The 17723-nt window shown below is 69.4% G+C and carries 19 protein-coding genes and 1 tRNA gene; 10 read left to right on the top strand and 10 right to left on the bottom strand.

The window, feature by feature from the left end; translation table 11 throughout:
* Window position 1: 1 nt before the first annotated feature.
* Both MCBMB27_RS09920 and MCBMB27_RS09915 read right to left on the bottom strand, forming a co-directional pair.
* The gene (locus tag MCBMB27_RS09920; protein WP_043345914.1) at window positions 2–1681 is read right to left on the bottom strand and encodes a methyl-accepting chemotaxis protein; all 1680 of its coding nucleotides are present in this window, start codon (window positions 1679–1681) and stop codon (window positions 2–4) included.
* A 292-nt stretch (window positions 1682–1973) separates the two neighbouring features.
* On the bottom strand, window positions 1974–2240 hold the full coding sequence (locus MCBMB27_RS09915; RefSeq protein WP_236952942.1) for a hypothetical protein: 267 nt from the start codon (window positions 2238–2240) through the stop codon (window positions 1974–1976).
* Window positions 2241–2502: 262 nt separating this feature from the next.
* Between MCBMB27_RS09915 and MCBMB27_RS09910 the strand changes: the two genes are divergently transcribed.
* The 4 genes from MCBMB27_RS09910 to MCBMB27_RS09895 all read left to right on the top strand — a co-directional run bounded on the left by MCBMB27_RS09910 (window position 2503) and on the right by MCBMB27_RS09895 (window position 5053).
* A tRNA-Asn gene (locus MCBMB27_RS09910) sits at window positions 2503–2578 on the top strand.
* Window positions 2579–3103: 525 nt separating this feature from the next.
* Entirely contained in the window at window positions 3104–3733 is a 630-nt protein-coding gene (locus tag MCBMB27_RS09905; protein ID WP_075380315.1) for a cell wall anchor protein, read from the top strand.
* 72 nt (window positions 3734–3805) lie between these two features.
* Complete coding sequence (locus MCBMB27_RS09900) at window positions 3806–4384, top strand: NADPH-dependent FMN reductase (protein ID WP_043352726.1); 579 nt, start codon at window positions 3806–3808, stop codon at window positions 4382–4384.
* A 336-nt stretch (window positions 4385–4720) separates the two neighbouring features.
* A complete protein-coding gene (locus MCBMB27_RS09895; RefSeq protein ID WP_043352724.1) occupies window positions 4721–5053 on the top strand; it encodes a hypothetical protein in 333 nt (110 codons plus the stop codon).
* 52 nt (window positions 5054–5105) lie between these two features.
* Here the strand turns inward: MCBMB27_RS09895 and MCBMB27_RS09890 are convergent, their stop codons facing one another.
* Together MCBMB27_RS09890 and MCBMB27_RS09885 are read right to left on the bottom strand one after the other, a co-directional pair.
* On the bottom strand, window positions 5106–5711 hold the full coding sequence (locus tag MCBMB27_RS09890) for a hypothetical protein (RefSeq protein WP_236952941.1): 606 nt from the start codon (window positions 5709–5711) through the stop codon (window positions 5106–5108).
* A gap of 283 nt (window positions 5712–5994) precedes the next feature.
* Window positions 5995–6210, bottom strand: a complete 216-nt coding sequence (locus MCBMB27_RS09885) for a hypothetical protein (protein WP_043351006.1) — start codon at window positions 6208–6210, stop codon at window positions 5995–5997.
* A 308-nt stretch (window positions 6211–6518) separates the two neighbouring features.
* Between MCBMB27_RS09885 and MCBMB27_RS30190 the strand changes: the two genes are divergently transcribed.
* Window positions 6519–6671, top strand: coding sequence for a hypothetical protein (locus MCBMB27_RS30190; protein ID WP_167380413.1), 153 nt, complete (start codon window positions 6519–6521; stop codon window positions 6669–6671).
* Between the two features lie 3 nt (window positions 6672–6674).
* Here MCBMB27_RS30190 and MCBMB27_RS09875 read toward each other — a convergent pair whose 3' ends face one another.
* Both MCBMB27_RS09875 and serA read right to left on the bottom strand, forming a co-directional pair.
* Window positions 6675–7151, bottom strand: coding sequence for a hypothetical protein (locus MCBMB27_RS09875; RefSeq protein ID WP_043351003.1), 477 nt, complete (start codon window positions 7149–7151; stop codon window positions 6675–6677).
* Between the two features lie 191 nt (window positions 7152–7342).
* Window positions 7343–8593 (bottom strand): phosphoglycerate dehydrogenase, encoded by a 1251-nt coding sequence (serA, locus tag MCBMB27_RS09870; protein ID WP_091955054.1) that lies wholly within the window; start codon window positions 8591–8593, stop codon window positions 7343–7345.
* Window positions 8594–8916: 323 nt separating this feature from the next.
* Here serA and MCBMB27_RS09865 point away from each other — a divergent pair, with 323 nt between their 5' ends.
* Window positions 8917–9765: a transglutaminase-like domain-containing protein gene (locus MCBMB27_RS09865; protein ID WP_075380314.1), complete on the top strand. Its 849-nt coding sequence runs from the start codon at window positions 8917–8919 to the stop codon at window positions 9763–9765.
* 14 nt (window positions 9766–9779) lie between these two features.
* Here MCBMB27_RS09865 and MCBMB27_RS09860 read toward each other — a convergent pair whose 3' ends face one another.
* On the bottom strand, window positions 9780–10547 hold the full coding sequence (locus tag MCBMB27_RS09860; RefSeq protein ID WP_043380608.1) for a Crp/Fnr family transcriptional regulator: 768 nt from the start codon (window positions 10545–10547) through the stop codon (window positions 9780–9782).
* A 558-nt stretch (window positions 10548–11105) separates the two neighbouring features.
* On the opposite strand from MCBMB27_RS09860, the gene rpsA reads away from it, so the two are divergent.
* The 4 genes from rpsA (at window position 11106) to MCBMB27_RS09840 (ending at window position 14873) form a co-directional block, all read left to right on the top strand.
* The gene (gene rpsA / locus MCBMB27_RS09855; protein ID WP_043351014.1) at window positions 11106–12818 is read left to right on the top strand and encodes a 30S ribosomal protein S1; all 1713 of its coding nucleotides are present in this window, start codon (window positions 11106–11108) and stop codon (window positions 12816–12818) included.
* Between the two features lie 343 nt (window positions 12819–13161).
* Window positions 13162–14124 (top strand): signal peptide peptidase SppA, encoded by a 963-nt coding sequence (sppA, locus tag MCBMB27_RS09850; RefSeq protein WP_043351016.1) that lies wholly within the window; start codon window positions 13162–13164, stop codon window positions 14122–14124.
* 50 nt (window positions 14125–14174) lie between these two features.
* Complete coding sequence (locus MCBMB27_RS09845; RefSeq protein WP_043351019.1) at window positions 14175–14486, top strand: integration host factor subunit beta; 312 nt, start codon at window positions 14175–14177, stop codon at window positions 14484–14486.
* 18 nt (window positions 14487–14504) lie between these two features.
* Entirely contained in the window at window positions 14505–14873 is a 369-nt protein-coding gene (locus tag MCBMB27_RS09840; protein WP_043351022.1) for a LapA family protein, read from the top strand.
* Between the two features lie 33 nt (window positions 14874–14906).
* On the opposite strand, the gene MCBMB27_RS09835 is transcribed toward MCBMB27_RS09840, so the two are convergent.
* The 3 genes from MCBMB27_RS09835 to MCBMB27_RS09825 form a co-directional block, all read right to left on the bottom strand.
* Window positions 14907–15566: a phosphoribosylanthranilate isomerase gene (locus MCBMB27_RS09835; RefSeq protein WP_075380313.1), complete on the bottom strand. Its 660-nt coding sequence runs from the start codon at window positions 15564–15566 to the stop codon at window positions 14907–14909.
* A gap of 393 nt (window positions 15567–15959) precedes the next feature.
* Window positions 15960–17066, bottom strand: a complete 1107-nt coding sequence (locus tag MCBMB27_RS09830; RefSeq protein WP_075380312.1) for a DUF2125 domain-containing protein — start codon at window positions 17064–17066, stop codon at window positions 15960–15962.
* A 137-nt stretch (window positions 17067–17203) separates the two neighbouring features.
* Window positions 17204–17650, bottom strand: a complete 447-nt coding sequence (locus MCBMB27_RS09825) for a hypothetical protein (protein ID WP_043380600.1) — start codon at window positions 17648–17650, stop codon at window positions 17204–17206.
* Window positions 17651–17723 lie beyond the last annotated feature (73 nt).

The following is a 17723-nucleotide window of genomic DNA, read 5'->3' as shown; positions in this document are numbered from 1 at the left end:
CTCATGCGCTGTGGACCTGCGTCGTGAAGGTCTCGATGGCCTTCTGCAAACTGTGCGCCCCGGACGTGACCCGCACGGCGCCGCCGCGCACCTGTCCGGCCTGCGCCTCGTTGGACGCGGCGGCGGCCTGAACACCGGCAACGCTCTCCGAAACCCTCCGGGCGTCCGCGGCCGCGCTGGAGATCGCCCGCGCGATTTCCTGGCTGGCCTGGCCCTGCTGATCGGTGGCCTTCGCAACTTCGGAGGCGATCAGGCTCATGCGGGCGATCGTCTCGCCGATCGTGCCGATCGCGCCGACCGTGCGTCCTGCGGCCCCCTGGATCGCCCCGACCTGCCCGGTGATGCGGTCGGTTGCGAGCGCCGTCTGGCCGGCCAGGGCCTTCACCTCGGCGGCGACCACCGCGAAGCCGCGCCCGGCGACACCGGCCCGGGCGGCCTCGATCGTCGCATTGAGCGCCAGCAGATTGGTCTGCCCGGCCACCTCGCGGATCAACGTGACCACCGTGCCGATCTCCTCGGCCGCTTGCGACAGGCTCATCACCGTCTCCTTCAGGCCCTGCGTGTCGGAGAGGGCGGAGGAAGCGATCTCGCTCGTGTGCCGCACCCGGGCCTCGATCTCCCGGGCCGAGACCGAGAGTTCCTCGGCAGCGCTGGCGATGCTGTCGACCAAACCGGCACTCTGGCTGGAGGCGCCCGCCACGATGGCGGCCTCGGACGCCATCGCGCCGGCATTGCCGGTGAGCGTGTCGGCGGCCGCCTGCATCGCCTCGGCCGATCCGGCGAGATCGGCGACCGCGCGATGCGTCTCGGCCTCGAAGGCATGGGTCGCCGTCGCCAAGGCTTCCGCCCGGATCCGGTCACGATCACGGCGCATCTGCGCCTCCGCGTCCAAGTCGCGCTTCTCGATCAGAGCGGTCTGGAACGCCGCGATGGCGGCTGCCATCTCGCCGATCTCGTCGCGACGATGCGTGAACGGGATGACAAGGCCGAGGTCGTTGGCGGCGAGCGCCGTCATGCCATCCTTGAGACGGTGCAGGGGGCGCCGCACCTGGGTGACGATGATCCAGACCGCCGCGAGCAACCCCAGCACGAGCGCCACCGCCGGCACGACCACGAGGGTGATCCGCGCCTGCCGCCGGTCGACGGCGTCCCCGGCGCGTCGGGCATTCAGGCGGCTCAGCACCTCCCGTCCAAGGGCGCCGATCTCGGCCACCATGCGCTCCCGATTCTTCACGGTCGCCTCGTCGGTCGCCTGGATCAGGGCCGCCTTGGGCGACACCGTCAGCCCCAGCTCGGCCGTGTCGGTCTGGTAGGCGATGAATTCCTTCACGAAGAGATCGAAGCGCCGGCGCCGATCTTCGGGAAGCTGATCTTCCATCGCTGCGAGGAAGGGTCCGCGCACCTGCTCCACCGTCGCAAGGGCGTCGTGGAGTGCCGACAGGCGTGTCCGTGCCTCCGCGGTGTCTTCCGCCGTGTAGAGGGCCGTGGCCTGCACCACCGCGTGCTCGATCGCCTGCCCCAGGGCACCGGCCTGCAGCCCGGCATTCCAGATCCTGTCCGTCGCGGCGGCGCGCTCCTGCTCCCAGTTCGACTGCCGGACGGCGAAGGCCGCGATGCCGATCGCCACGAGGGCCAGCAATCCGATCACTGCCGAGAGCTTGAGGCCGAGTGAAATTCGCATGGGAGCCGCGCCGCTTCAGCGAGGGTTACGACGAGGCGCAGCTATACACGAACACTTCCTTTTGAACAGGTAAATATAGCCGGCAAACTCTATTATCTGATATGGCGATCGAGACCGATATCTATCAACGAATAGCCAGAGATAGCGGCACGCACTCAGAATGACCGCGTGCTTCCGGACCGGACGACTGCGAATGCTGGATCTCGCGAGCGCTGGAGCTGCGTATTGGACCGCGTCGGGCCTATGGACGCCCGCGTGCCGGTGGCGGGCTGCGCGCCCGCCGCGAGACCCGTCAGCGATCCCGCGCGACGGGGGCCGGACTGCGGACCGGCTGACGGCGGGACTGCTCCTGCATCCGGAGCGCGGCGACGATCTCCCGGCGGAGGTCGTCGCGCTGCACGTCGACGAGATCGGGCAGGATATCGGCCTCGTGCTCGTCGAGGGCCGCGATCAGTCGGGGACGGTCGGCGGCCCACTCGAAGGCGACACGCACTTCGCGCTCCGCATAGGGGTCTTGGGGGTTCAGGCAGTGATGGGTCAGCATGATAGCAACGGACACGCACCGGGTCGTCCGGGCTGGCGCTCCCGTAGGATCGCGTCGCGACATTCGGATGACCCAGGCGGCGACGGCCGGAGCGAGCGGTTCAAACCAGCGGCGGGACCCGGCGCATATGTTGCCAAAAAGCCACATAGCAGGCGCTCGACTGCCATCGGTGCAGGCCGCGCCCTGTGACGCAGAGCGCCGTGCCGTGGAATGCCCGCGGATCATGCGTCGAGGCCCTTGCGTCCCGCCATTGCGGTGTGTAGAGACCCCCTCGTGATCCCCGATAGCTCAGTTGGTAGAGCAGGCGACTGTTAATCGCCTTGTCGCAGGTTCGAGTCCTGCTCGGGGAGCCATCAGCCCCCATCACAGCCCCGCCTCTCGGATCGCACGGCGTTGAGCGCTGATGCCGATCCGTTCTTGCGACAGGATCTCGGGGCCCCTTCGTCAGCAGCCGCTTCAGCCCGTCTGTGCGCCGGCCCAAGATCCCGGTCGTCGATACGGCTGAGACACGCGCAGCGCTCAAGGCGAAATGCTGGTCGCGAGCGCGACCGGACGGTCTCGGGGCGGCCGCGCATGTCGGCGGCTGCGTTCACCCGGAGCGGCACCCGAAATGTCGGCGGGCCGCGGCGGGGATCGAAGGAGGCGCCCCGGCTCAGCCGGGCGTAGAGCGGATCAAGATCGCCGTGCTTGTCTTCGTCGACGGACAGCCCCCCGCGCCGCACCGACCTGACCCGCCCCCTCTCAGCGGGGTGGATCGGCAGAATCTGCCGCTGGGCCGATCCTGCCGGTCCCCGGCCCGGGAGCGTCGCTGAAATCATTGGGAAAATTCTGGAATGCGCCGTGCCTCCCCGAACCGAAGGCGGTCGCGGAGGCGTAGCATGTCGACGAATGCGGTTACGGGCAGTTCTCTCCAGCGGGATCTTGTCAGCGCCCTGAGACAGGCGCGTGCGGCGAATACGGCCCGGATCGAGGCCGGTGCCTCGACCACGGCGGGCCAGGATCCAACCACCACCCAGGCTACCGGAAGCACCGGGCAGACGACCGGCACCACATCGACACCGACCCTGTCGAACGATCTGATGGCGTCGCTCCTGCAACTGCAATCCGACTTCAGCCAGATGGGCCTTCAGAGCGGCGTCACCACACCGGCGGACGCCACCGCCAATGCCGACGAAGCCTCAGCGACCGGCACGTCGTCGAGCCCGACCGCGGACGGCGCGGCGCCCGTCCATCACCGTCGCGGCCACCATGGCCATCGGCCGGCGTCGGACGCGACGCAGAGCGGGGCATCCGCGCCGACCGGCGCCGCAACGGACGGCGCGTCGTCCACAAGCGCGTCCACAAGTGCGTCCGCGGGTACGACGGCGACCGCCGATGCCGCGTCGGCGACCGGCAGCGGCGACGGCCTGCAATCCTTCCTGCAACAGGTGACGAAGGCGATCGCCGCCTATGCGACGGGCGGCCCGGTGGGCATGGCGGCTGCACTCACCAGCAGCACCCAGGCCTGACCCGGCCGGGATCGCCTGGCGTCTGGAGTGGTCCGCCGGCCTCTGGCATGATCGGGGGAACCGGAGATCGCCATGCCCCTGACCATCCCCGTGATTCTCGGTAGCGTCCGCACCGACCGCATCGGCAACCGCGCCGCGCAGTTCCTGATTGCGCAACTCGAGGCGCGCGGCCACGCCGCCCCGCTGGTGGACCCCGCCGAGCTGAAGCTCCCGCTCCTCGACCGGATGTACAAGGAATATCCGGCCGGCACCGCGCCGGAGCCCCTGCAGCGCCTCGCCGACCTCTTCCGCGGATCGGACGCCTTCCTGGTGGTCACGGCCGAGTACAATCACGGCGTCCCGCCCGCGCTCTCCAACACCCTCGACCATTTCCTGGAAGAGTACTTCTGGCGGCCGTCGGCCATCTGCTGCTACTCGGCCGGTCAGTTCGGCGGCGTCCGGGCGGCAATGGCATTGCGGGCGATGCTTGCCGAGATGGGCATGTCCAGCATCCCCTCGCTCCTGCCGATCCCGCGGCTCCAGAAAGCCATCGACAGCCAGGGCATTCCTGCCGAGCCCTGGATCACGACGGCGGCCAACCGCTTCCTCGACGAACTCGAATGGCACGCCGAGGCCCTGCGGGACCGGCGCCAGCGCGGCACGCCGTACTGAGCGGCAGCCGGCCGCCCCCAGCCCCGTCGCGGCGGCGTCATCGCCCCCTCGCGGGAGACAACGCCCCCGGTGCATCGGAGGTATTCGAACGGCCAAGCGCACCTCGATGCGCGCAATTTTGCGCCATGAAGTGATCGAGACAGCGCTTTCGATTCTCAGGATGCGCAAATACTCGACACACGATTGCAGAACAACTTTGCATGATCTCGCCGACGAAACGGTGAACGCGCCGCGCGCCCGGCGCACGAGACAGTATTGCTCTGTTGCAAAAAGGTGGCTGCACGGTGAGCCGAAGTATGAGAGCTTGGCCGTGTTCCCCAACGCGGACCGATTCCGATGAAGATCGACGAGAGGGCGCTCCTGCAGGAGCGCGTGCGGACGCTTGTCCTGCGCCATGCCCTGGAAGCCGTACTGGACCGTCTTGCATCGGCCGCGCGGGATGCGGGACGGGATGCCGAGGCGGAATTTCTCGGCCTGGAGCAGTCGCTGATCGCGGCCGCCCGCAGCGTCGCCGACCGCGCCAGCGCCCAGAAACTGGCTGTCCTGGTTGCCGTCGAGGACGCGAGCACGACGATCCGGGCCGCCTTCGACAACGCGCACGAGCGCCTCGACGTGCTGCGACCGTCGCATCTCACCCTCGTCGAACCGGAGGCTGCCGTCGCAGCCTAGAAGCCGCACCATCTCCCGCAGAGAGCCGGACCGATCGTCGGGCTCAGGGCTCTCAGCGCGGCCCCGCCTCAGGCAGGGAGCCTTCGGGGTCCAGGGGAATTGGCGCGCGGAACGCCGCGAGACCGGCGGAGAGCCGCGCCAGCGTGGCGAGGCCGAGCGCCAGGAAGACGGCCCCGCCGGTCAGGACGACACGCTCGATCCGGTCCGTATTGATGATGTGGTCGGGGACCTCGACGCATTGCACGAGGATCTCGGCGACGAGCCCCAGCACCAGCAGGGCGAGGCCGCAATGGTGGCAAAGCGCGTCGATCGCCGCCTCGCGATCGGGATCCTCGGTCGGAAGGCCGCCGAGGAGATGGCTCACGCCAGGCCGCTCTTCCAGCACCACGCCCCAACCGATCAGGATCACGCCCATCCCCTCGATCAGATGCCCGGCCTCGTGAATCGTGGCGTGATGCTGAAATCCAGCGCCCCAGAGCAAGATCGCGACCTCGACAAGCGCGAGCGTCAGCGGCAACGCGATCAGCACATTAAACGCGAAGATCGACCAGCGGTTGAGAAGTGATCTTGCCAGCATGGACCGAATGAAATTCTGAACTCGCAGGGGCGCAGAACTCTGGCGCGACCCAGAGCCACTGTCACTGGACGAAATCAGCAAGAGCGCGTCGCTTCAGCCCCGTCAAGAACTAGAGACTGTTTGGAACGCAGGGGCCGCGATATGGGATTATACGCCCCCCCTGAGAGACCCTGGGCACCGCGCGGCGCCAGCGGCCGCGCCGCGCACGGCGTCGAATCCCGTTCCCCATTCGGATGCGAGGCACGAAACCATCGGCCCGGCCCGGATGGTGCTCGACCGCGGCCCCCGACTTTGCAGCGATACGGGCGGAAGCGTCAGGAAGGCCGCCCGAACGAACGCATCCGATCCGCTCCTGCCCCGGCGCTCACTGCTTGGCGCGATTGATGATCGCCCACAGCACGCGGGCGACGGGCTCGGTGACGGTGCGGCGGTACTTGCGGTGGACCAGCTGACCGTTGTGATAGACGTCCTGCTCCACATAGAGCCGCTCGCCGTCCCAGCGGACGATATTGTCGGACTCGATGGTCTCCTCGACGCCGAGATCGCCTCGGAGAATCGAGTTGCCTGTCTGGGTCAGCATACGCGCGTCCTCGTTCACGCAGTCGGTTCCACCCGGGGAGCGCCACCGCGGCCCTGGCAGCGCGGCTCCCGGCGGCCCCCGACACCGGGCAGCATAGGAGTGCATCGGTGTACACGCCAGCGACCCGGTGGACGCAATCGTCGGACCGTCACCGCACCGGGCGCCAGGCTCCGACGCGCCGGGATCGGTCTCGACGCGCCCCGTGTGCGCTTCGGCACGTTCAGCTCGGCCGTAAGGTGCGATGCTTCACATGCGCTCCGATCCGCATGCACGTTGCAGGCGAGACCGGCGGCGCGACGGAGGCGTCCATGCTCGCTCGCCCGTTCCGCCTGATCGCCCCGGCGCTGGCTGCCCTCGGCCTTGTGGCCCTGCGCCTCGCAAGCCCCTTCATCGGGCCGGCCTCGCCCCCGCAACCCGGCACTTCCGCGGATACGGGGGTCGTGTTCCGGCACTACCTCTGAGGCTCAGCCGCGCCGGCTCAGAACGGCCGGCCCGGGCACCGGGCATGCGGATCCGACTGCGGGTCCGAGAACGATGTCGCCCTGCCGCGGGTTGTTCACTGTAAAGGGAGCCGTCTCCTGAAGACCGATGAAGCCGCGCCCCAGTTGCGGCACGAACAAGTCGCCCCCGAACCGGACGAAGCAGCGGTCGAGGACCGCCTCATAGTCGAAGGTCCGCTGGACAACCGGGCCCGCACCCGCGCCCGGCATCCCGCAATAGCCCGTGATGTCGATCTGGCCCGGCCGTGACAGCCGCATCGGCAGCGACCGACCGGGCAACAGCGTGGCGGGCGGCCCGCCATCCTGGCGGGCGACCAGGACCAGGTTCGATCGATTGTAGACCCGCCGCAGGCAATCCGCCGACGCGCCGGAGACGCTCGAGACCGTCCCGGCGATGCCGAGCGCGAGTCCGGCCCATGCCCATGCTACACGCTTCGTCACCGCAATTCCTCCGCCGGCCGGGCGCTCGATCGGTCGAGGCCGTCGATCATGCCGCTTGCGACTTGAACAGCGGCCAGCTTGGCCGCGCAAGACGAACGCGGCAAGATCGGCCGCGTTCACGCGCGCCGCGTAAATTACCGCACGCTTGAAAGCCCACAGGCTCGCCGGTCCCGCGAGGCGCGTCCTTCCGGCTAGCGCCGCTCGTAGAGCAGGCGGGCGCGGATCGTGCCCGGGATGGCGCGGATCTCTGCGAGCAGCGCCTCCGCATCCGCGTCGGTGGCGTCGGTCTCCAGCACCACGTACCCGACCTCGCCGTCGGTCTGGTAGAACTGCGCGGCGATGTTGACCTGCCCGCGGGAGAACACGCCGTTGAGGCGTCCGAGCATGCCGGGCAGGTTGCGCTGGACGTGGATGAAGCGCGTTCCGGTCGGGCGGGCCGGGAGTTGCACCTGCGGGAAGTTCACGGCGCCGACCGTCGAGCCGATATCGGAATAGTCGAGGAGCTTGCGCGCCACTTCGGAGCCGATGCGCTCCTGAGCCTCCTCGGTCGATCCCCCGATATGCGGCGTGAGGATCACGTTCTCGAGTCCCTGGAGGGGGCTGACGAAGGCCTCCGCGTTGGACCCGGGCTCCGCCGGAAAGACGTCGACGGCGGCGCCCTTGAGGTGGCCGTCGCGCAGCGCCGCCGCCAGAGCCTCGAGATCGACCACGGTGCCCCGGGCGTTGTTGATCAGGAAGGATCCGGGCTTCATCGCACGGATCTCGGCCGCGCCGATCATGTTGGCGGTGGCCTCCGTCTCGGGCACGTGCAGCGAGACCACGTCGCTCTGGCCCAGAAGCTCGTGCAGCGTCTCGGTCGGCTCGGTGTTGCCGTGGCGCAGCTTGTCGGTGTGGTCGTAATACAGAACCCGCATGCCCATGGCTTCGGCGAGCGTGGAGAGCTGCGTGCCGATGTTGCCGTAGCCGACGATGCCCAGCGTCTTGCCGCGCACCTCCAGCGAGCCCGCCGCCGACTTGTCCCAGCGGCCGGCATGGGCGCCCACCGAGCGCGGAACGATCCGGCGCAGCAGCATCACGATCTCGCCGATCGTCAGCTCCGCCACCGAGCGCGTGTTCGAGAAGGGGGCGTTGAAGACCGGAATGCCCCGATGCCGGGCGGCCTCCAGATCGACCTGATTGGTGCCGACCGAGAAACAGCCCACCGCCAGGAGCCGGTCCGACGCCGCGAAGGCGGCCGCGTCGAGTTGCGTCCGCGAGCGGATGCCCACCATGTGCACGCCCTGGAGCGCCTCGTGCAGGGCCTCCCGGTCCAGCGCCTTCGGCAGCCGGGTCAGGTTGGTGTAGCCGGCGGCCCGCATCAGTGCCACGGCGCTGTCGTTGATGCCCTCCAGCAGCAAGACCCGGATCTTGTCCTTGGGCAGGGAAAGCTTGTCGGGCGTCATGGGCATGGATCGTCTGGCAGCAGGCCCCCCGGCGGCGGCCGGACGACCTTGGGTTCGAAGCGGCTCCGGATACGAGGGCGCCCTGTGCGTTGCAACATGGCGCGACGCCGGGCAGCCCCGCCCGGGGAGCGCTTCAGGGCGCGCAGCGGGGTCGCGCGGCCTCGGCCTGCGCCGAACCGTGCCGAATATTCGGGCAGGTCGACGACGCTCGGCGGGCATCTCCGACGGAACTTGAGGTCGCCTCGCGGCTTGTAGGGCCCTGTACTGTTATCGGCTCGATCTCCGGCAGCGCCGGACAGCGACCTACCATTCGGTCCTCGACGATGCATATCCGCACCGGCTTCTCGATCGCGTTCGACACGTTCGGCCCGACGCCGATGAACCTGCTGCTCAACGTCCGCCCGGAGCTGAGGCACGACCTCGTGACCCCGGAGGTGATCACCTTCGATCCTCCGGTGGTGGCCCGGCAGCACGTGGATGCCTTTGGGAACGTCTGCACGCGCCTCGTCGCGCCGGGTGGACGAATCACCATGGCGGCTGATTTCACGATCGCCGACAGCGGCCGGCCGGACGACCAGGCACCCGACGCCCGCCAGATCGCCGTGCAGGACTTGCCCGACGACGTCCTGACCTTCCTGTTGGGTTCGCGCTACTGCGACACCGACAGGCTCTCGCAGACGGCCTGGTCGCTGTTCGGCGCCACGACGGAGGGCTGGGCGCGCGTCCAGGCCATCGTCGATTTCGCCCATAACCGCCTGCGCTTCGACTACCAGCAGGCCGACGCGACCCGCACCGCCTTCGACGGCTACACGCAGCGCGTCGGCGTGTGCCGGGACTTCGCGCATCTGGCGATCGCCCTGTGCCGGTGCATGAACATCCCGGCGCGCTACGCCACCGGCTATCTGGGCGACATCGGCGTGCCGAAGGATCCGGCGCCGATGGACTTCTCCGCGTGGTTCGAGGTCTACCTCCACGGTCCCGACGGACCGCGCTGGTACACGTTCGACGCCCGCCACAACCGGCCCCGGATCGGCCGCATCGTCATGGCCCGCGGCCGCGACGCCACCGACTGCGCCCTGACCACGAGCTTCGGTGCCGCGCAGCTGATCCGCTTCGATGTCCATACCGACGAGGTGCTGGCCGCACGGGATGCGCTGGCCCAGGCCGCCTGAGGCGGCCCCACGCCCTAGACGGTCTCGACGGTCGGGTGCGCAGGGGCGGCGTTGTTCGCGAGGTGCAGGAACGTGGGGTCGAACTCGGCGACTTCGGCGAGCGCGTCCCAGTTCTCGATGGTCAGAATGCCGCCGCCCAGCGTGACGAGCCCGCGGCCCCGGAGCGTCCGCAGAACCCGGTTCAGGTGGACGCTCGTCAGGCCTAGGGAGTCCGCGAGTTCGGACTGCTTGGGCGCCAGCGGACAGCTCAGGCCGCGCGTCAGCCCGACCGCCTTCTGCCGGAGATAGAGCTCGCAGAACATGTGGGCGACGCGACCGAGCGCCTGCCGCCGCCCGAGGCTGGTGATCCGCTCGCGGTAATGCGCGGCGTCGATCAGGCTGTCGCGCCAGAGGGTGGCGGCGAGACCGGGATTCTTCAGGAGAACCGCACGCAGGTCGTCATGCGCGACCAGCGCCACGACGCAGGACGTCAGCGTGGCGAGGTTGTGATCCATCCGGTGCAGATGGAGGCTCTGCAGGTCCGGAAGGTCGCCCGCGATGTAGAACGACAGGATTTGGCGTCCGCCCTCGGCCAGGGCGGAATAGCGATAGACCCAGCCCTGAAGGACGAGGCAGCTCTGGTTCGGCCTGTCGCCGAACCGGACGATGTCGTGGCGCGCGGGCAGGTTCCGGACGGTGTGGGGCAGCGCGAGGAGCGCCTCGCGGTCGGCATCCGCAATCCGCGCGATGCTGTCGAGCTTGCGCGCCAGCATCTCCATCGGGGCGTTGTACCCGTTCGGCATCGGGCGTTCAGGCCTCGGTTCGCGAGACATGGGGGATATCGCTGTGCCGCAGACGCGGGGCACGACGGGAGACGAGATCAGGACGCAGCACGCTTCTTCCCTCAAAACGCTCCGGATGCGCCGGACAGACACCAGGCCGCGCCCGACGGACCGGTGCGGGCTCTCCTGACCGGCGGATATGCGCCGGGCAAGCGTCCGGCGGCAGACAGACTTGCCACATCCGCAGCCGGCGGCAAGACCGCACGCAAGACCGCACCTGCGCCGCGGCCATCCGACGCCCGGCGAGGCTAAAACCCTAATCGGTTGAAGTCGCAAGGCCGATGTTGTAAGGGACCCGCGTCCTCCCGGATCCCCTCTCGCGCGCCCGTCTTTCCGGTGCGCCCGCCAGGTTTCCGGCTGGACCGCCCTCGTCATCCGTATCGACGCGTCGGCAAGCCGGGTCCCGCGGGACCGGCCGCCTCTCCCGAAAGACTCCGGGAAGGCCGCGGCGAACGGGGGCGCCTGCAACGCGAGCCGCCGACGCAACGGGCCTCCGATGGAGGCCGTTCAGGAGACAGAATGACCGCAGGTACCGCTCTGGGGCGTGGCCCGAGCCGCGAGGATTTCGCAGCCCTCCTCGAGGAGAGCTTCCTCGAACACGAGATCACCGAAGGCTCCGTCGTCAAGGGTCGCGTCGTCGCGATCGAGAAGGACGTGGCCGTCATCGACATCGGCGCCAAGACGGAAGGCCGTGTCGCGCTGAAGGAATTCACCGGTCCTGGCCGCGAGGGCGAGCTGAAGGTCGGCGACGAGGTCGAGGTCTACGTCGACCGGATCGAGAACGCGCTGGGCGAAGCCGTCATCTCGCGCGACAAGGCCCGCCGCGAGGAGAGCTGGGTCAAGCTCGAGAAGTCGTTCGAGAACAACGACCGCGTCACCGGCACGATCTTCAACCAGGTCAAGGGCGGCTACACCGTCGACCTCGACGGCGCCGTGGCGTTCCTGCCGCGCTCGCAGGTCGACATCCGCCCGGTCCGCGACGTCACCCCGCTGCTGGGCACCCCGCAGCCGTTCCAGATCCTCAAGATGGATCGCCGCCGCGGCAACATCGTCGTATCGCGCCGGACCGTGCTCGAGGAGAGCCGCGCCGAGCAGCGCTCGGAGCTGGTGGCCAACCTTGAGGAAGGTCAGGTCATCGACGGCGTCGTCAAGAACATCACCGAGTACGGCGCCTTCGTCGATCTCGGCGGGATCGACGGCCTGCTGCACGTCACCGACATGGCGTGGCGCCGCGTGAACCATCCGTCCGAGGTCGTGACCATCGGCCAGACGGTCAAGGTCAAGATCATCAAGATCAACCACGAGACGCACCGCATCTCGCTCGGCATCAAGCAGCTCCTCGCCGATCCGTGGGAGGGCATCGCCGCCCGCTACCCGGAGGGCGCCAAGCTCAAGGGCCGCGTGACCAACATCACCGACTACGGCGCCTTCGTGGAGCTGGAGCCGGGGATCGAGGGCCTGATCCACGTCTCCGAGATGAGCTGGACCAAGAAGAACGTCCATCCGGGCAAGATCGTCTCCACCTCCCAGGAGGTCGAGGTGCAGATCCTGGAGGTTGATCCGGTCAAGCGCCGCATCAGCTTGGGCCTCAAGCAGACCCTGCAGAACCCCTGGGAGGCCTTCGCCGAGAAGCACCCGGTCGGTTCCGAGGTCGAGGGCGAGGTCAAGAACAAGACCGAGTTCGGCCTGTTCATCGGCCTCGAGGGCGACGTCGACGGCATGGTCCACCTGTCGGATCTCGACTGGAACCGTCCCGGCGAGCAGGTCATCGAGGAGTTCAAGAAGGGCGACATGGTCCGCGCTCAGGTTCTCGACGTCGACGTCGAGAAGGAGCGGATCTCCCTGGGCGTGAAGCAGCTCGGCGGTGACCCCTTCGCCGAGGCCGGCGAGATCAAGAAGGGCCAGATCGTCACCTGCGAGGTCGTCGAGGTGAAGGATGCCGGCGTCGAGGTGAAGATCGTCGACACCGACATGCAGACCTTCATCCGCCGCGCCGAGCTGGCCCGCGACCGCGGCGACCAGCGTCCCGAGCGCTTCGCCGCCGGCGAGAAGTTCGACGCCCGCGTCGTCCAGTTCGACCGGAAGGCCCGCCGCGTGCAGGTCTCGATCAAGGCCCTCGAGGTCGCCGAGGAGAAGGAGGCCATGGCCCAGTTCGGCTCCGCCGATTCGGGCGCCTCGCTCGGCGACATCCTCGGCGCCGCCTTCAACAAGAAGCGCTCCGACGACGAGTAAGACGCCGACCCCGCCGCCCGGCCCGTCCGGGCGGTGGATCCCTGGCTTCGACACCCGCGCAGGACCGACGTCCTGCGCGGGTTCTTTTTTGCGCCCAGCAATTCAAGGTTGACGATGGCGGAGCGCCGGCGGGGTCGCCCCGTCCGGAACGACAGGGACGGGCCACCCGGTCATTTTCTTCGCGCGCCCCGTATCCACGCCTGCGGAAAATGCTCTAGAACACCGGCCTCGCCCGGCGCGGACCGAGCGAGCCGAAGGAAACCAAGGACTTGCCCGGCGCGAGCGCGATGCGCCCGCATCCCGTCGAGGGGGCCGGCCGGGGGGCTTTAGGGGAAGCGACAGCATGGCAGCCGATGCCGAACTGCTGATTGACCGGCGGCGCCTGCGTCGCAGGTTGTCCCTCTGGCGCGTGCTCGGCGTCGGCGGCCTCATCGTGGCGGTCGGTGCCCTGGGCTATCGGGCGCGGACGGGCGTCGAAGGCGCATTCGCGGTGCAGCCGCAGATCGCCCGCATCTCCGTCTCCGGCTTCATCGCCGGGAGCGAGGCCACCGCCAAGCTGATGAAGCGGGTAGGGGATTCGGATGCGGTGAAGGGCGTGATCGTCTCGATCAACTCGCCCGGCGGTACGACCACGGGGTCGGAGGAGATCTTCCGCAACCTCCGGACGCTCGCCGCCAAGAAGCCGATCGTCGCCTTCGTGGACGGCACGGCCGCGTCCGGGGCCTACATCACGGCCATCGCGGCCGATCACATCGTCGCGCGTGAGACCAGCCTGGTCGGATCGATCGGCGTGCTGTTCCAGTATCCCGATTTCTCGGGGCTCTTGGACAAGGTCGGCGTCAAGGTCGAGTCCGTGAAGTCGTCGCCGCTCAAGGCCGAGCCGTCGGGCTTCACACCGACCTCGCCGGAGGCGCGCGCCGCCCTGGCCTCCGTCGTCGGCGACACCTATGCGTGGTTCAAGGGCCTCGTCGCGGAGCGCCGGGGCATGGATCCGGCGCAACTCGGCGCCGTGTCCGACGGCCGGGTGTTCAGCGGTCGCCAGAGTATCCCGCTGAAGCTGGTCGACGAGCTCGGCGGCGAGCGTCAGGCGGTGGCGTGGCTGGAGAGTGCCCGCGGCGTCCAGACGAACCTGCCGATCAAGGATTGGAAGCCCGCGACGGAGAGCCGGTTCACCCTGTGGTCCGCGGCCGGCATCGGCGCCGACCTCCTGGGCCTGGACGGCCTCGCGGCGCGCCTTCGGTCCGTGGGGGCCGAGGCACAGGCCGCCCGGGGTGGGATGCTTGCCCTCTGGCGTCCGGAACCCTGAACCACCGCCACCGCGCAGCCCGCCCCGATCCCGCGAGAAGATTCCACGCCATGATCAAGTCGGAGCTCGTCCTCAGGATCGCCGAGCAGAACCCGCATCTCTACCAGCGTGACGTGGAGATCCTGGTCAACGCGATCCTCGACACCATTTCCGATGCGCTGGCCCGCGGCGACCGGGTGGAACTGCGCGGCTTCGGGGCCTTCTCGGTGAAGCGCCGGGAGGCGCGTCGGGGACGCAACCCGCGCACGGGTGCCGCCGTTGCCGTGTCCGAGAAGGCAATCCCCGTGTTCAAGACCGGCAAGGAGATGCGCCAGCGCCTCAACGCCGCCGGGATCGGCGAGAATGCCTCGGCCGCCGAGTAGGAAGGACCTGTGAGCGCGATGATCCGTTTCCTGAAGAGCCTCGTGCTGCTGCCGATCGCCGCCTTGGTGATCCTGCTGGCGGTGGCCAACCGCGCGCCGGTGCAGCTCTCCTTCGATCCGTTCAACGCGGACGCGCCGGTCTTCAGCGTCGCTCTTCCGCTCTACGCGATCCTGTTCGGCGCCGTGGCCCTCGGCATCGTGGTCGGCGGCATCTTCACGTGGCTCGGCCAGGGCAAGACCCGCGCCCGGGCGCGCTACCATCGCCGCGAGGCCGTCCGGTACGAGCGCGAGGCGACCCGGCTGCGCACCTATGCGCCCGAGAGCGAGACCGCGGGCACCTATACGGTCCCGAATACGGGCCGGACCGCGCTGCCCGCGCCGCGCTGAGCGGTTCCCGTTCGCGGCGCTGAGGCGGAAACCTCAGCGCGCCCGCCGCGCGGCCGCCACGAAGGCCGCGATCTTCGCCGGATCCTTCACCCCCGGCGCCGTCTCGACCCCGGACGAGACATCGACGGCGCCCAGTGCCGTGCGGGCGATGGCATCGGCGACGTTGCCGGCATCGAGGCCGCCCGACAGCATGGTGCCCTCTGGAAGCGCGGCGCCGCGCAGGATCTCCCAGTCGAAGCATCGGCCGTTGCCGCCCGGCAGGGCCGCATCCGGCGGCGCCTTGGCATCCAGCAGGATCCGGTCGGCGACCGCAGCATAGGCCTGCAGGACGGCGAGATCCGCGGACGTGGCGATGCCGAGGGCCTTCATCACCGGCCGGCCAGTACGGGCGCGGATCGCCGCGACGCGCTCCGGGCTCTCGCGCCCATGGAGCTGGATGAGATCCGGATCCACCGCCGCGACGGCCGCGGCGAGCAAAGCGTCGTCCGGATCGACCAGCAGGATCACCCGCTCGGCCCGCCCGCGGGCGAGGGCCGACAGGGCGGCAGCTTGCTCCAGCGCCACGTGCCGGGGACTGCGCGGGAAGTGGACGAGCCCGATCCAGTCCGCCCCGGCGTCCAGAGCGGCGGTGAGAGTCGCTTCGGTGCTGAGCCCGCAGATCTTGATACGGGTCGGGGACGCGGATGAGGCCATGGGCCTCCTATAGCCGATCCAGCGTCGCCGAGCAGGCCCGTGCGACAGGCCCGTTGCTCTAATCCGCCCCCACGCCGACGAACCAGGCATCGCGCGCAGGGCGACACGTGCCGTCGCGCTGCGCGATCATCCCGTAGCCCCGCAGCGCCGCCCGGGATCCCGACGCGCCGAGGCCGCGAGATCCTGCACCACGAGATCCTGCACCACGAGCGCCTTTCCATTCCGGTCTCGCCGGCAACGCCCCGGCCTGACGGCGCAGGACATCAATGGTGAGCCAGGGTGTCCGATGCGCGCGGCCATGAGCCCGGATAGGCGGCAAGGCGCGTTGCATCGTCTTGCGCCGAAGACGCGCCTGTCCGGGCGTTTCAGAGCCCCCCTCAGACCGAGAGCCGCCTAATACAGCGCCGGCACGAAGACGTTGGGGATCGGAAATCCGCTGAAGACCACCTTCCCGTCGACGAGCCGCAGGGGTGGGAGCGCCTTGAGGGGTGTCGCGTCGGCCGGCGCGTCCGGGTTCGGACGCTGGGCCAGCCCCAGCAGGCCGCCGACCAGCTGGCCGACCAGCGCGCCCCGATCCGAGCCGAAGCGCTGGCCGACGATGCTGCCGACCAGCGCATCGACGCCGGCCGCCCGCAGGTCGATCTGGCCCGCCGGGCGGTGCGCGGCATCGAGGGCGAGGGTGCCCTTCGCCTGAACGCGCTGTGCGCCCTTGGCCAGCGACAGGGCCGTCAGGTCCAGGTTGCCGCCGGCTTGGCGCCAGCGCTCCAGCTCGCGCGCCACCGTCCCGGTCCGCAACACGGTGGCCTGCGTCAGGCTCGCATCAAGGGCCAGATCGACCGGATCCCGTGTTCCGGTGAGGGCATCGAGTTGAGGCACCGCCGCCTGATTCAGGCGCAGGCTGAGATCCACCGCACCGTCGGAATCGAAACGGCCGGGGCTCGGCCGGGCGTGCAGTTCGAGGTGCCGGCCCGCAACCGCGATCGGACCGGGCTCTGCCCCCTTCACGGTGACATCGGGATCGTCGACGACCAGAGAGGCGCGGGTGAAGCCATCCGCGGCGCCGTGGAAACTGCCCTGGAGCGCGGACCAGGACGCGTCTCCGGTCAGCGCTCCCTGCTCGACATGGAACGGACCGGCGCTCTCGAACACGACGAGGCGCGGCTGATAGATCTGCGCCACCGCGGTGCTCGGTCCCAGCCGGAAGCGTCCGTCGGCACGGTCGAGCGTGACGGCGCTGCAGCGCAGCTCAAGCCGGAACGGGTAGCCGCCGAGCGAGCGGTCCGCACAGGTCCAGGTGCGCCCGGCCGACGCCTCCCGGGCGATCCAGCCGTCGATCTCGGCGGCCGCGCGCTCACGCATCCACAGCCAGCCGGCCGACCAGCCCGCCACCACGAGGGCGAGCAGGATGTAGGGCAGGAACAGCCCGAGCCGGGATCGCCGCGCGCGCCCCACCGGGGCTGTCTGGTCGGCACCCTCCGGCCGCGTCCGATCCTGCACCATGCGCTCCGCTCCCCGACCCGATCCCCGCAGGGACATCGCGGCCTCGCCTTGAGGCCATGCAAGGGGCGAAACTGGGGCAGCGCCGCCCCGGGTCGACCGCTGCGGACGTGATCCGTCCGCGCGCGTGGCGTTTCCGGTCAGACCTGCGCCGGCTCGACGGTGTCGACCTGCAGATCCTCGACGATCGCCACCCGCTCGACGTCGTTCTCGGCCAGGCGATGCACGTGCATCTCGGTGGCGCCCCGGCGGCGGACACGGTCGAGCCAAGTCCGCCGCAGATGATCGCGCGGACTCTCGCTGGAGCTGGCCACCGAGACCATTTCGGCGATGCCCGCATTGTCTCGGCGGACGGCGATCACCACGGCCTGGGCCATCTCGTCGAGGTCGAAGCCCCCGGCCGGATGAACCCCGACCACGTAGCGGCGGCCGGAACGGCCGCGCCAGGCCGAAAGGGGAAGCGCGGGCGAGCCGCGCAGACCTGCGGTCGTCTTGAGGCGTTCTTCACGCACGTCCTGCCTCCGGGTGCGATCGTCCTTCAGGTCGCGGAGCGCGGCCGACCAGGACAGGGCTCTTCTGTTCGCCATTTGTTCCAACCTAACGCGCGATATCCACAGGCGTCAAGCGCGACGTTCCCAAGGGCAGATGTGGCGACGATGC

It is taken from the genome of Methylobacterium phyllosphaerae, assembly GCF_001936175.1.
GTDB classification, from domain to species: Bacteria; Pseudomonadota; Alphaproteobacteria; order Rhizobiales; family Beijerinckiaceae; genus Methylobacterium; species Methylobacterium fujisawaense.
This window is presented reverse-complemented; position numbering and strand designations above follow the sequence as displayed.